At 70.5% G+C, this 12,963-nt stretch carries 11 protein-coding genes; 7 read left to right on the top strand and 4 right to left on the bottom strand.

The window, feature by feature from the left end; translation table 11 throughout:
* Nucleotide 1 precedes the first annotated feature (1 nt).
* On the top strand, nucleotides 2-1,873 hold the full coding sequence (gene feoB, locus BRESU_RS07330; RefSeq protein WP_013268903.1) for a ferrous iron transporter B: 1,872 nt from the start codon (nucleotides 2-4) through the stop codon (nucleotides 1,871-1,873).
* Nucleotides 1,874-1,899: 26 nt separating this feature from the next.
* Entirely contained in the window at nucleotides 1,900-2,661 is a 762-nt protein-coding gene (locus BRESU_RS07335) for a prepilin peptidase (RefSeq protein WP_013268904.1), read from the top strand.
* 145 nt (nucleotides 2,662-2,806) lie between these two features.
* Here the strand turns inward: BRESU_RS07335 and BRESU_RS07340 are convergent, their stop codons facing one another.
* From BRESU_RS07340 to gcvA, 4 genes are all read right to left on the bottom strand, one after another.
* Complete coding sequence (locus BRESU_RS07340; RefSeq protein WP_041761426.1) at nucleotides 2,807-3,439, bottom strand: TetR/AcrR family transcriptional regulator; 633 nt, start codon at nucleotides 3,437-3,439, stop codon at nucleotides 2,807-2,809.
* A 108-nt stretch (nucleotides 3,440-3,547) separates the two neighbouring features.
* Nucleotides 3,548-5,410, bottom strand: coding sequence for an adenylyl-sulfate kinase (cysC, locus tag BRESU_RS07345; protein ID WP_013268906.1), 1,863 nt, complete (start codon nucleotides 5,408-5,410; stop codon nucleotides 3,548-3,550).
* Nucleotides 5,410-6,378: a sulfate adenylyltransferase subunit CysD gene (cysD, locus tag BRESU_RS07350; protein ID WP_013268907.1), complete on the bottom strand. Its 969-nt coding sequence runs from the start codon at nucleotides 6,376-6,378 to the stop codon at nucleotides 5,410-5,412. Before cysD ends, cysC begins: the two co-directional genes overlap by 1 nt.
* A 108-nt stretch (nucleotides 6,379-6,486) precedes the next feature.
* Nucleotides 6,487-7,416, bottom strand: coding sequence for a transcriptional regulator GcvA (gcvA, locus tag BRESU_RS07355; protein WP_013268908.1), 930 nt, complete (start codon nucleotides 7,414-7,416; stop codon nucleotides 6,487-6,489).
* Between the two features lie 118 nt (nucleotides 7,417-7,534).
* Here gcvA and cysG point away from each other — a divergent pair, with 118 nt between their 5' ends.
* The 5 genes from cysG to BRESU_RS07380 are packed head-to-tail and all read left to right on the top strand — an operon-like array spanning nucleotide 7,535 to nucleotide 12,959.
* Nucleotides 7,535-8,920 (top strand): siroheme synthase CysG, encoded by a 1,386-nt coding sequence (gene cysG, locus BRESU_RS07360; protein WP_013268909.1) that lies wholly within the window; start codon nucleotides 7,535-7,537, stop codon nucleotides 8,918-8,920.
* Nucleotides 8,917-9,192, top strand: coding sequence for a DUF2849 domain-containing protein (locus tag BRESU_RS07365; protein WP_013268910.1), 276 nt, complete (start codon nucleotides 8,917-8,919; stop codon nucleotides 9,190-9,192). Before cysG ends, BRESU_RS07365 begins: the two co-directional genes overlap by 4 nt.
* On the top strand, nucleotides 9,192-10,859 hold the full coding sequence (locus BRESU_RS07370; protein ID WP_013268911.1) for a nitrite/sulfite reductase: 1,668 nt from the start codon (nucleotides 9,192-9,194) through the stop codon (nucleotides 10,857-10,859). The genes BRESU_RS07365 and BRESU_RS07370 overlap by 1 nt, the downstream gene beginning before the upstream one ends.
* Entirely contained in the window at nucleotides 10,846-11,919 is a 1,074-nt protein-coding gene (locus tag BRESU_RS07375; RefSeq protein WP_013268912.1) for a phosphoadenylyl-sulfate reductase, read from the top strand. Before BRESU_RS07370 ends, BRESU_RS07375 begins: the two co-directional genes overlap by 14 nt.
* A gap of 17 nt (nucleotides 11,920-11,936) precedes the next feature.
* The gene (locus tag BRESU_RS07380; protein ID WP_013268913.1) at nucleotides 11,937-12,959 is read left to right on the top strand and encodes a cysteine synthase A; all 1,023 of its coding nucleotides are present in this window, start codon (nucleotides 11,937-11,939) and stop codon (nucleotides 12,957-12,959) included.
* Nucleotides 12,960-12,963 lie beyond the last annotated feature (4 nt).

Consider the following 12,963-nt stretch of genomic DNA (forward strand, 5'->3'; position numbering starts at 1 on the left):
CATGGACGTCGCCGTCAGGCCCGTCCGGGTCGCGCTGGTCGGCAATCCCAATTCGGGCAAGACCGCGCTGTTCAACGCCCTGACCGGGGCCCACCAGAAAGTCGCCAACTACGCGGGCGTCACCGTCGAGCGCAAGGAGGGCCGGGTTCTGGCCGCGTCCGGCCGGTCGATGTCGGTGCTGGACCTGCCCGGCACCTATTCTCTGCGCGCCCGCAGTCCCGATGAAGAGGTCACCCGCGACGCCGTCCTGGGCCGGCTTCAGGGCGAGGCCGTGCCGGACGTGATCGTGGCGGTGGCCGATGCGACCAACCTGCGGCTGGTGCTGCGGCTGATCCTTGAGCTGAAGGCGGTCGGTCGGCCGATGGTGCTGGCGCTCAACATGTACGACATCGCACAGCGCCAGGGCCTGCGGATCGACCTCGAGCGGCTGTCGGCGGCGCTGGACGTGCCGATCTTCACCACCGTGGCGACGCGCAAGCGCGGCATCGCCGAACTGGTCGAAGGGATCGAGACGGCCGCCGGACCGGGCTTGATGTCCGCCGGCGACGGCTGGACCGCGCCGGATGCCGAGGCCCTGCGCGGAGCCCACCGCCGGGCCGAGCAGATCATGCGCGACTGCGTGCGACCGCCCGAGCGGCCCGACACCCTGACCGGCAAGATCGACGGTGTTCTGCTGCACCCCGTGGCCGGGCTGGCCATCCTGATGGTGCTGCTGTTCGTCATGTTCCAGGCGGTCTTCACCTGGGCCACTCCCCTGATGGACGGGATCGAGGCGGGCTTCGGCTGGCTGGGCCTGCAGGTTGCGGCCGTGCTGCCGGACGGGCTGCTCCAGAGCCTGGTGATCGACGGGATCATCTCGGGCGTGGGGTCCGTGCTGGTCTTCCTGCCGCAGATCCTGATCCTGTTCTTGTTCATCATCGTGCTGGAGGACTTCGGGTATATGGCCCGGGCGGCCTTCCTGATGGACCGGATCATGGGCGGCGCGGGGCTGCACGGGCGCGCGTTCATCCCCCTGCTGTCCAGCTTCGCCTGCGCCATTCCGGGGATCATGGCGGCGCGGGTGATCGATTCGAAGCGGGACCGGCTGACCACCATCATGGTGGCCCCGCTGATGACCTGCTCGGCCCGGATCCCGGTCTATACGCTGATTATCGCCGCCTTCATTCCCAACGAGACGGTCTGGGGCTTCGCCAACCTGCAGGGTCTGGTGATGTTCGGCCTGTATGCGGCGGGGATCATCAGCGCCCTGCTGGTCTCCTTCGTCATCCGCAAGGTGTTCTGGAGGGGGGCAGTCGAGCCCTTCATGATGGAACTGCCGGCCTACAAGGCCCCGGACGTGAAATCGGTGGCCATCAATCTGTGGCTGCGGGCCCGCATCTTCATGGCGCGGGCGGCCAAGATCATCCTGCCGCTGATGATCGTCGTCTGGGCCCTGTCGACCTTCCCCTATCCGCCCGAGGGGGCCGTAGACCCGGCCATCGACTACTCGTTCGCCGGGATGATCGGCCATTCGCTGGAACCCCTCTTCGCGCCGATCGGCTTCAACTGGCAGATGGTCGTCGCCCTGGTGCCCGGAATGGCGGCGCGCGAGGTGGCGGTGGCCGCGCTGGGCACCGTCTATGCCATCGGCGATGCGGAGGCGGCCGGCAGCCTGCTCGGCGCCACCCTGGCGGCGCAGTGGTCGCTGGCGACCGGCCTCAGCTTCCTGGCCTGGTACGTCTTCGCGCCCCAGTGCGTGGCGACGCTGGGCGTGGTCAAACGCGAGCTGAACAGCTGGAAGTGGATGTGGGTGATGATCGCCTACATGTTCGCCCTGGCCTATGGCGCGGCGTTCGTGACCTACCGCGTGGCCGTCGCCCTGGGTGGCGGCTGAGGCCCGAACCGCGCTAAGCGGGATCCGTGCCCGCGCCTGTCGTCATCGCCATAATCATGGGCCTGCTGGGCCTGATCGTCGGCAGCTTCATCGCCGCCGTGACGGTGCGCCTGCCGCGCGACGAGGACGTCGTCTTCGGCCGGTCGCACTGCATGAGCTGCGGGGCCCCGCTGAAGGCCTGGCATCTGGTGCCGGTGGTCAGCTGGCTGGTGCAGCGCGGACGGTGCGCGATGTGCGGGGCGGCGGTGTCGCCGCGCTATCTGCTGATCGAGTGCGGGGCGGCGGCGATCGGGGTCTGGGCCGGACTGTCCGGGGCCGAGGCGGGCTGGATCATGGTCGTCGCAACGGCGGTTCTGGGCTGGCAGCTGCTGCTGATCGCCCTGATCGACGCCGAGAATTTCTGGCTGCCGGACGAGCTGACCCTGCCGCTGATTGTGACCGGCCTGATCGCGGCGGCGGTCATCGCGCAGGGTTGGCCGGTTGCGTCGCTGATCGGAGCGGCCTTCGGGTTCGGGTCCCTGTGGGCGCTAGCCGCGCTGTACCGGCTGGTCCGCAAGCGCGACGGGCTGGGCGGCGGCGATCCGATCCTGTTCGCGGGGGCGGGGGCCTGGGTCGGCTGGATGGGGCTGCCCAGCGTGCTGCTGTGGGCCTGTGCCGCGGGGTTCAGCGTCGTGCTGACGCTGCTGATCACGCGGCGGAGCGTGAGCGGCGGCGACCGGCTGCCGTTCGGGACCTTCCTGGCGATCGGCGTCTGGCTGACCTGGCTGTACGGGCCGATCGGGGGGTAGCGCCAGGCGGACGAAAAAACATAGTCCGACCCGTTCGACCCGTTCGACCCGTCCGACCCGTTCGGGGGGTAATCTATCTTACGATGCCAAAGACCGTGGTCGCCAAGCCAGCATAAGGGCTGGCTGCGTCAGAATCGGTCGTGGCTCAACGCCCCGTGACAAGCTTGACGACGATGTGGGCCGTGGTGTCGAGGATCGCGTCCGACGGCGTGTCTCCGCGTCGCATCAGTTCGAACCCGGCGGCGACCGACTCGACCAGATTCGCGACCTCGTAGGAGGCCAGGCGCGGGTCCAGGCCCTGGGCGTGATAGCCGGTGGCGTGGGCCACGGCGATGCGACGTTCGAGCGACAGGTGGACCCGGCGCAGACGCCGGATGCGCGCCTCGACGAAGCCCGCCTCGCCCTTGTCGGCCAGCATGTGCTCGATGCGCAGGACGGGGCCGTGGTCGCGCCAGATCATCAGCACATCGACGACATAGGCGCGGGCGGCGGCGAAGGCCTGGTCGGCCGACCAGTCGCCGTCCAGGTGACGCGACAGGGGCTGGAAGTCGACGGCGGCCGCCTCGCACAGGGCCAGGACCGGCTCCTCGACCGTCTTGAAGTAGGTGTAGAAATTCGACGGCGACACCCCGGCCTCGGCCGCGACGTCGGCGACGCGCAGCTCACCCAGATGGCGGCGTTCCAGCAGCCGCCGCGTGGCGTCGAGGATGGCCGTGCGCGTCCGGCCGCCCCGCGCGCCGATGCGGTGTCCCAGCTTGTTGATGGTGCGTTCGGGCATGGGCAGTCGGGGCGCGCGAGGAGGAGGGTTGAGGGTGTGCGGTGTCTGGCCACTAGCCATCGCACCTCGCTCCAATCCCGTCATCCCCTGGGGCGGCGAAAGAGTGGTTCAGATCGCGCGGGTCACGCCGAGCCCGGTCAGCTGATCGGCCACGGCGCGGGCCGCCGCTTCGGGCGTCAGGTCTGCGGTGGGCAGGATCAGGTCGGGGGCGAGCGGGGGTTCGTAGGTGGAGCCGACACCGGTCAGACCGACGACCGCGCCGGCGTCGGCGCGGGCATAGAGGGCCTTGGGGTCGCGCGCGCGGCACAGGTCCAGGGGCGTGTTCACGAAGACCTCGAGGAAGGGCGTGTCGCCGCAGATCGACCGGGCCTGGGCGCGCTGGGCGTGGGTCGGCGAGATCAGGGCGCAGATCGCCACGACCCCGGTCTCGGCGAACAGGTGGGCGACCTCGGCCACGCGGCGCACGTTTTCGCTGCGGTCGGTGTCGGAGAAGCCCAGGTCGCGGTTCAGGCCGTGGCGCAGGTTGTCGCCGTCGAGGACCACCGTGCGAACGCCGGCGGCGTGGAGGCGACGCTCCAGCGCGGCGGCGATGGTCGACTTGCCCGAGCCGGACAGGCCGGTCATCCAGACGACGGCTCCGCCGTGGCCGTTCCGACGTTCCCGGGCGGCGCGATCGACCGCCGGGGCGACGCGGTGGATGTCGCCGGGCTGGTCGAGGGCGGCCAGCGCAATGCCGGCCGCGACGGTCGCATGGGTGTCCCGGTCGATCAGGATCAGCGCCCCGGTGCCGGGGTGGTCGGCGAAGACGTCGAAGGCGACCCGGCCGCTGGTGTGGATGATCCGGTCGCCGATCTCGTTCAGGACCAGAGAGGCCGCGTCATCGGTGGCCGTCACACGCGCGGGCACGAGCGCGGTGCCGATGCGGAGCAGATAGCTGCGGGCCGGGTCGAGCGGGGCCTCGTCCATCCAGAGCAGCCGGGCCGAGAACCGGTCGACGGCCGAGGGACGGTCGGCGGGCGGGGCCAGCACGTCGCCGCGCGCGATGTCGATGTCCTGGTCCAGCACCAGGGTGACGGCATCCCCGGCCCCGGCATCCTCGGCCCACTCGCCCGCGCAGACGATACGGGCGACACGGGCGGCGCGACCCGAGGGGGCGACGACGACGGGATCGCCGACCGCGATCCGGCCCGAGGCGATGGAGCCGCTATAGCCCCGGAAGGTCTGATCCGGACGGCTGACGTACTGGACCGGCAGGCGAAACGGCGCGTCGTGGCCGGGGGCCTGGGTGTCGGCGGTCTCCAGCGCCTCGATCAGGGTGGGGCCGGTGTACCAGGGCGTGGAGGCCGAGCGGCGGACCAGGTTGTGCCCGTGACGCGCGCTGATGGGGATGGCGGTGACCCGGGTCAGGCCCTGCTCGAGGGCGACCCCGGCGTAGGCCGAGGCGATGGCGTCGAAGACGGCGGCGTCGCCGTTGACCGCGTCCATCTTGTTGACGGCCAGAATGACCTGACGAATGCCGAACAGGGCGACGATGCGGCTGTGGCGGCGGGTCTGTTCCGACAGGCCCTTGGTCGCATCGACCAGGATCACCGCCAGGTCGCAGGTCGAGGCCCCGGTCGCCATGTTGCGGGTGTACTGGGCGTGGCCCGGCGTGTCGGCGACGATGAAGCTGCGCCGGGGCGAGGAGAAATAGCGGTAGGCGACGTCGATGGTGATGCCCTGCTCGCGCTCGGCCGACAGTCCGTCCAGCAGCAGGGCATAGTCGGCCGCATCGCCGTCCGTGCCGAAGCGACGGGAATCGCGGTTCAGGGTCACCAGCTGATCGTCGGGCACCTGACCCAGGTCGAACAGCAGCCGGCCGATCAGGGTGGACTTGCCGTCGTCCACCGAGCCGCAGGTCAGGAAACGCAGCAGGTCGCGCGACCCGGCGGGAGGGCGCGGCGGGCGTACGGCGAGGGTCGAGCCGTCCATCAGAAATACCCTTCGCGCTTCTTCATCTCCATGGAAGCGGTGCCTTCGCCGTCGATCAGGCGGCCCTGACGCTCGGAGTGTCGGCTGGCATCCAGCTCGGCGATGACGGCGTCCAGCGTGGTCGCGTCGGACTCCACCGCCGCGCTCAGCGGATAGCAGCCCAGGGAGCGGAAGCGGACGCGGCGCAGTTCCGGCACCTCGCCGGGTTGCAGCGGCAGTCGGTCGTCGTCGCGCACGATCAGCTGGCCCTGACGGATCACGGTCGGACGGGGCGCGGCGAAATACAGGGGCACCACGGGGATGGCCTCGGCGCGGGTGTATTCCCAGACGTCGCGCTCGGTCCAGTTGGACAGGGGGAAGACGCGCAGGCTTTCGCCCGGCTCGATCTGCGTATTGTACAGCCGCCAGAGCTCGGGGCGCTGCAGACGGGGCTCCCAGGCATGGGCGGCGTTGCGGACCGAGAAGATGCGCTCCTTGGCGCGCGAGGCCTCCTCGTCGCGGCGGGCTCCGCCGAAGGCCGCGTCGAAGCCGTGGGCCTCCAGCGCCTGTTTCAGGCCTTCGGTCTTCATGACTCGGGTGTGGGTCTCGCCGCCGGAGCGGACGGGATCGATACCGCGCGCCGCGCCGTCGGGGTTGATATGCACGATCAGGCGCACGCCATAGAGGTCGGCGATGGCGTCGCGATGGGCGATCATCTCCCGGAACTTCCAGGTCGTGTCGACGTGCAGGAGCGGGAAGGGGATCGGGGCCGGGAAGAAGGCCTTGCGGGCCAGATGCAGCATCACGCCCGAGTCCTTGCCGATCGAATACAGCATGACCGGATTGCGGGCGGTGGCGGCCACCTCGCGCAGGATCTCGATGGCCTCGCTCTCGAGGCGGCGCAGATGCGCGTTGGCCGTGGCGACCGGCGCGGCGGCCGCGCGCGGCTCGGTGGCAGGGTGGGCTGTCAGTGTCAGATCGGCGTGCACGTCGGATCCTCGGCAAGGCCCGTGCAGTGCCGGACCCTGGCGTTCACGTCGAACGAGCAATCGTGCGCGTCGGTGATAGGAAAACTGACGGCGCTCCATTCAGGAGCCCTACAGGACATCCATGTTGTTGTCATGGTCGATGGCCTGGCGTTTCAACCATGCGGTGAAAGCCAGCGCGCTGGCCGACGCCGGTCGGTCGCGGGGCATGATGACGGAATAGGCGAAACCCACCGCCTCCGAGCCGTCCGCGAACGGGGCGACCAGTCGTCCGGCGGCCAGGTCGGCCTGGGCCAGGGTCCGCTTGGCCAGGGCGATGCCGCGACCGGCGATGGCGGCCTCGATCAGCAGGCTGGACTGGTTGTAGCGGGAGCCCCGGCGCGGATCGGGGTGGCGGACCTTTCGCGCCTTCAGCCACATGGCCCAGTCCGGACGACTGGGGTCGGCGTCCGACGAGACGTCGTGCAGCAGGGTATGGTGGATCAGATCGCCGGGCGAGTGGATGGGATGATCGCCGGTCATCAGGCGAGGGGCGCAGACGGGCAGGACCGTCTCGGTCATCAGCAACTGGGAGACGTGGCCGCCGTAGTTGCCGGGGCCGTACCGGACGGCGAGGTCTGCGGCCCCCTCGGTCAGATCGACCGGCTCCATGTCGGCCGAGATCCAGACCTCGATCTCCGGGTGGGCGGCGTGAAAATCGTCCATCCTCGGCATCAGCCATTTGGCGGCGAACGACGGGGCCACGCTGACCGAGATCTGGCGGCGGCGGGGCGGTTCGCGCAGCAGGGCGGAGGCGTCCATCAGCCGTTCGAACCCCTCGCGCAGCAGCGGCGCGGCCGCGCGGCCGAGGTCCGTGATCTGCAGCCCCTTGGCCTCGCGCTTGAACAGGGGGCCGCCGACCGTGTCTTCCAGCAGGCGGATCTGCTGGCTGACCGCGCCGGGCGTGACGGACAATTCATCCGCCGCGCGCGTGAAGTTCAGATGGCGCGCCGCGCTTTCGAAGGCGCGCAGGGCGTTGAGGGGAAGAAGGGGTCTGGCCATGCCCCTAGAAATCCTATCAGCGACGCGAAGACAATCTGATTTGTGAAGCTTGCCGGCGGGGGTCGATAGGAGCGGCACGCCAGAGTGCTGTTGGCACGTCCGGCGCGGAGCCGTCGCCATGCGTGTCTTTCTCGCCTCCATCCCCCTGGACCATGCCCGCGTCGTCGTGATCGGCGGCGGCGAGGCGGCGCTGGCGAAACTCCGTCTGTTCGCCGACAGCCCGGCCGAGGTCCTGTGGTTCGCGCCCGAGGGCCTGCCCGGGGCGACCTCCATGCCACGGGGCGGCCCCGTGCCGATCGAGCGGACGCCTGTCGAGGACGATCTGTGGGGATCGCGGCTGGTCTTCATCGCCCTGGACGACGAGACCGAGGCGGCACGGCTGGCCGGGGTCGCGCGGGCGGCCGGGGCGCAGGTCAATGTCGTGGACCGGCCGGCGCTGGGGGACTTCCAGACCCCCGCCCTGATCGACCGCGACCAGATCGTCGTGGCCATCGCGACCGGGGGGGCGGCCCCCATCCTGGCCCGGGACCTGCGCTCGAGGATCGAGGCCATCCTGCCCGCCGCCCTGGGGCCGCTGGCGCGGCTGGCGGGCGAGCTGCGCGATACGGTCAAGGCGACGGTGCCGGACTTCCTCGCGCGACGGCGGTTCTGGGAGCGCGCCTTCCGCGGCTCGGCGGCCGATCTGGTCGGGGCGGGCAAGGTGGCCGAGGCGCGGCGCGAGATGCTGCGGCTGATGAACGTCGCCGCGCCGGAACAGGGCGTGGTGCACATCGTGGGCGCGGGGCCGGGCGATCCGGAACTGCTGACGCTGAAGGCCCTGCGGGTGCTGCAGGACGCGGACGTCATCATCCACGACCGGCTGGTGCCCGAGGCGGTTCTGGCGCGGGCCCGCCGCGATGCGCGACGGCTGTATGTCGGCAAGACGCGGGGTGACCACTCCGTGCCGCAGGACCAGATCGAACAGCTGATGATCGCCGAAGCCCGCACCGGGCAGCGGGTCGTGCGGCTGAAGGGCGGCGATCCGTTCGTCTTCGGGCGCGGTGGCGAGGAGCTGGAAGCCATGCGGGCGGCGGGCGTGCCGGTGTTCGTGGTGCCGGGCGTGACGGCGGCCCTGGCCTGCGCGGCCTCTGCGGGCATTCCTCTGACGCACCGGGACCATGCCCAGTCGGTGACCTTTGTCACGGCGCAGGAGAAGCCGGCCGGGGTCGCGCCGGACTGGCAGCGGCTGGCCGGACCGAACCAGACCCTGGCCATCTATATGGGCACGGGCCGGGCGGCGGAGACCGCGGCCTCGCTGATCGCCGCGGGGCGGGCCGGCGCGACGCCGGTCGCCATCGTGGAGAACGGCTCGCGACCGGACGAGCGGGTCATCACCGGGACGCTCGACGATCTGGGCGGGCTGGTCGCACGCGCGAATCTGACCGGCCCGGCCCTGCTGTTCGTCGGCGAATGCGCGGCCTTCAGCGCGGCCCAGCTGGACGTGCGGGCGGAGGCGGCGGCGTGAGGATCGTGACCGCGAACCGCCTCAGCGACGGGCGGGTGATCTATCTGGGGGACGGCGACCGGCCGGTGGACTCGGTCTCCGAGGCGGTCGCGTTCGACGACGACGGGGCCGAGGCGGCCCGGGATCGCGCGGCGGGGCGGCCCGAGGTGTTCGTGAACCCCTATCTGGTCGAGGTGGCGGATCACGCCTTCGTCGGCCGCGACCGCCTGAAGGAGTCGATCCGTTCGGCGGGACCGACGGTGGGCAACAGCCTGTCGGGAGCGCCCGTCTGATGTATCGCTACGACGAGTTCGACGCGGCGCTGGTGCGTCAGCGGGTCGAGGAGTTCCGCGACCAGGTCGAACGGCGGGTCTCCGGGGCCCTGACCGAGGACGAGTTCAAGCCCCTGCGGCTGATGAACGGGGTCTATCTGCAGCTGCACGCCTATATGCTGCGGGTCGCGGTGCCCTACGGAGTCATGAGCGGGGCCCAGATGCGGCGGCTGGCCCACATCGCCCGGACCTACGACAAGGGCTACGGCCACTTCACCACCCGCACCAACATCCAGTTCAACTGGCCGGCGCTGAGCGACCTGCCGGCGATCCTGGAACAACTGGCCGAGGTCGAGATGCACGCCATCCAGACCAGCGGCAACTGCATCCGCAACGTCACCACCGACGTCTTCGCCGGGGCGACCGACGACGAGGTCGAGGATCCCCGGCCGTGGTGCGAGATCCTGCGGCAATGGTCGACCATCCATCCGGAGTTCAGCTTCCTGCCGCGCAAGTTCAAGGTTGCGGTGATCGGGGCCGAGAAGGACCGGGCGGCGATCCAGACCCACGACGTCGGCCTGCGCATCGTGCGCGGGGAAGACGGCGGGACCGCGTTCCAGGTCTTCGTCGGCGGCGGTCAGGGGCGGTTGCCGTATCTGGGCCAGGAGATCGCCAAAGCGGTGCCGGGATCGGAGATCCTGGCCTATCTGACGGCCATATTGCGGGCCTATAATCTGCTGGGTCGGCGGGACAACAATCAGAAGGCGCGGATCAAGATCCTGGTCGCGTCGCTGGGCATCGAGGCCTTCCGCGAGGAGGTGGAGCGGCAGTTCGCCACCCTGCGGCAGGAGGATCTGCGCATCCCCGACGCCGAGATGGACCGAATCCGCGCCTATTTCGACCCGCCCGCCTTCGCCGACCTGCCCAAGACGTCGGGCGCGTTCGACCGGGCGGTGCTGGCCGATCCGGACTTCGCCCGGTTCAGCCGCAACAACATCCGCCGCCATCGCCAGCCGGGCTATGCCAGCGTGGTGATCTCGCTGAAGCCGGTCGACGGCGTGCCGGGCGACATCACGGCGGCGCAGATGGAGGCGGTGGCCGATCTGGCCGCGCGGTTCTCGTTCGACGAGGTGCGCGCCGCCTATGAGCAGAACCTGGTCCTGCCCCATGTCCGGCTGGACGACACGCCGGCGCTGTGGCGGGCGCTGCAGGCGGCGGGGCTGGCGACGGCCAACGCCGATCTGGTCACCGACATCATCGCCTGCCCCGGACTGGATTACTGCAGTCTGGCCAATGCGCGTTCCATCCCTGTGGCGCAGGCCCTCTCGCGACGTCTTCACGACATGGCGTGGCAGGAGCGGATCGGGCCCGTGCGGATCAACATGAGCGGCTGCATCAATGCCTGCGGGCACCACCACGTGGGGCATATCGGCGTGCTGGGCGTCGACCGGAAGGGCGAGGAATACTACCAGATCACGGTCGGCGGCTCGCCTGACGAACAGGCGTCGCTGGGCGAGATCGTGGGGCGCAGCCTGCCCGCCGACGAGGTCGCTCCGGCCATCCAGCGGGCGCTGGACCGCTATCTGGTCATCCGGACCGGGAGCGAGCGCTTCATCGACACCGTCCGCCGGGTCGGCGCCGACCCGTTCCGCCAGGCCATCTACGAGACGATCGATGCGACTGCTTGAGCCGACCGTGCCGGGCTTGAGATTGCCGGTCTCGACCCCTCTGGACGAGGTCGAGGCGGCGGCCGGGAGTGCCGACAGCCTGGTGCTGGAGTTCGGCGCGTTTCGCGACGGGCGGGGGTTCTCCCTGGCCTCCATCCTGCGCGAGCGGGGCTGGACCGGCCGGCTGGTGGCGGCCGGGCATGTGTTGCCGGACCAGGCGCGGCATCTGAAGCGGTCGGGCTTCGACGCGGTCGAGCGTCCGGCCGGCGACGATGCAGGGCCGTGGGAGCGGATGCTGGCGGCGTTCGACGTGGCCTATCAGCCGGCGGCGGACGAGACCGTGCCGGCCTGGCGACGGCGGGCGGCTGAGGCGAGACACGATCCCGAGACGCTCGCGGCCCGGCTGAGTGCCGAGGCAGGCGAGGCCGAACCTCTCGACGTCCTGCGCGCGGCTTTCGCCGTGCCGGGTCTGAAGATCGCGGCCCTGTCGTCTTTCGGGGCGGAGGCGGCGGTGCTGCTGGACCTGATCGCGCGGACGCGGCCGGACACGCCGGTCCTGTTCCTGGAGACCGGTCAGCACTTCCTGCAGACCCTGCAGTACCGACGCACGCTGACGGAGCGGCTGGGCCTGACCGACGTCCGGCTGGTCGTGCCCGACGCCGGGGAACGGGCCGACCTCGACCCGAAGGACGATCTGTGGCGAAGCGATGCCGATGCCTGCTGCAACCTGCGCAAGGTCCGTCCTCTGGCGCGGGCATCCGCGGGGTTCGACGCCCTGATCACCGGGCGGAAGCGCTATCAGGCCGGGACGCGACAGGCGCTGGAGGTCTTCGAGGTTCTGGACGGGCAGCTGCGCATCAATCCGCTGGCCGGGTGGAGCGCCGAGCAGATCGAGGACCATGCCGTCGCGCGCGACCTGCCGCGTCATCCCCTGGTGTCGCAGGGCTATCTGTCGATCGGCTGCTGGCCGTGCACCTCGGCCGTGGCGGAGGGGCAGGACGCCCGCTCCGGACGCTGGTCGGGCGTGGACAAGACCGAGTGCGGCATCCACCTTGGCGGGCGACTGGTCCCCGCAGTCTGACGCATCCCGAGACCCCCATGCCCACCGACTCCATCATCGACCTCATCGGCCGCACGCCGCTGATCCGGCTGAACCGTCTGTCGGAAGCCACCGGCTGCGAGATCCTGGGCAAGGCCGAGTTCATGAACCCCGGCGGGTCGATCAAGGACCGGGCCGCCCTGTCCATCGTCCAGACCGCACGGGCCGACGGCTCGCTGAAGCCCGGCGGGACGATCGTCGAGGGCACGGCGGGAAACACCGGGATCGGACTGGCTCTTGTCGGGGCGGCGCTGGGCCATCCGGTGGTGATCGTCATTCCCCGGACCCAGTCCGAGGAGAAGAAGTCGGCGATCCGCGCGCTGGGAGCCCGGCTGATCGAGGTGGACGCCGCGCCGTTTTCCAGCCCCAACCACTTCGTCCACTACTCCGGGCGGCTGGCGAGGGAGCTCGACGCCTCGGAGCCGAACGGGGCCATCTGGGCCAACCAGTTCGACAACACCGCCAACCGCGAGGCCCACTACACCGGCACAGGCCCCGAGATCTGGGAGCAGACCGGCGGGCGGATCGACGGCTTCGTCAGCGCGGTCGGGTCGGGCGGCACGATCGTGGGGGCGGGGACCTTCCTGAAGGAGCGGGATCCCGGGATCCAGGTGGCGCTGGCCGATCCGGCGGGCGCGGCGCTGTTCAACTGGTTCACCCAGGGGGTGATGACGGCCGAGGGGTCATCGATCACCGAGGGCATCGGGGTGGCGCGGATCACGGGCAATCTGGAAGGTTTCACGCCCGATCACGCCTATCGCATCGAGGACGCCGAGTTCCTGCCGCTGTTGTTCGACCTCGTGGTGCACGAGGGATTGTCGCTGGGCGGGTCGGCGGGGGTGAACATCGCGGGGGCCGTGCGGCTGGCGCGGCAGCTGGGGCCGGGCAAGACGATCGTGACGGTGCTGTGCGACCCCGGCTCGCGCTATGCGTCCAAGCTGTTCAACGCCGAGTTCCTGGCCGGCAAGGGCCTGCCGGTCCCGCCCTGGGCATCGGGCCCGGGTCTGTCGTCTGCCGCGTAGTTCC

The organism is Brevundimonas subvibrioides ATCC 15264, assembly GCF_000144605.1.
In the GTDB taxonomy this organism is placed as follows: Bacteria; Pseudomonadota; Alphaproteobacteria; order Caulobacterales; family Caulobacteraceae; genus Brevundimonas; species Brevundimonas subvibrioides.

Excerpts from the sequence above, each read along its gene's own strand:
- BRESU_RS07380 (WP_013268913.1), top strand. The coding sequence starts at position 11,937 with ATGCCCACCGACTCCATCATCGACCTCATCGGCCGCACGCCGCTGATC.
- cysG (WP_013268909.1), top strand. The coding sequence starts at position 7,535 with ATGCGTGTCTTTCTCGCCTCCATCCCCCTGGACCATGCCCGCGTCGTC.
- gcvA (WP_013268908.1), bottom strand. The coding sequence starts at position 7,416 with ATGGCCAGACCCCTTCTTCCCCTCAACGCCCTGCGCGCCTTCGAAAGC.
- BRESU_RS07340 (WP_041761426.1), bottom strand. The coding sequence starts at position 3,439 with ATGCCCGAACGCACCATCAACAAGCTGGGACACCGCATCGGCGCGCGG.
- BRESU_RS07375 (WP_013268912.1), top strand. The coding sequence starts at position 10,846 with ATGCGACTGCTTGAGCCGACCGTGCCGGGCTTGAGATTGCCGGTCTCG.
- feoB (WP_013268903.1), top strand. The coding sequence starts at position 2 with ATGGACGTCGCCGTCAGGCCCGTCCGGGTCGCGCTGGTCGGCAATCCC.
- cysC (WP_013268906.1), bottom strand. The coding sequence starts at position 5,410 with ATGGACGGCTCGACCCTCGCCGTACGCCCGCCGCGCCCTCCCGCCGGG.
- BRESU_RS07370 (WP_013268911.1), top strand. The coding sequence starts at position 9,192 with ATGTATCGCTACGACGAGTTCGACGCGGCGCTGGTGCGTCAGCGGGTC.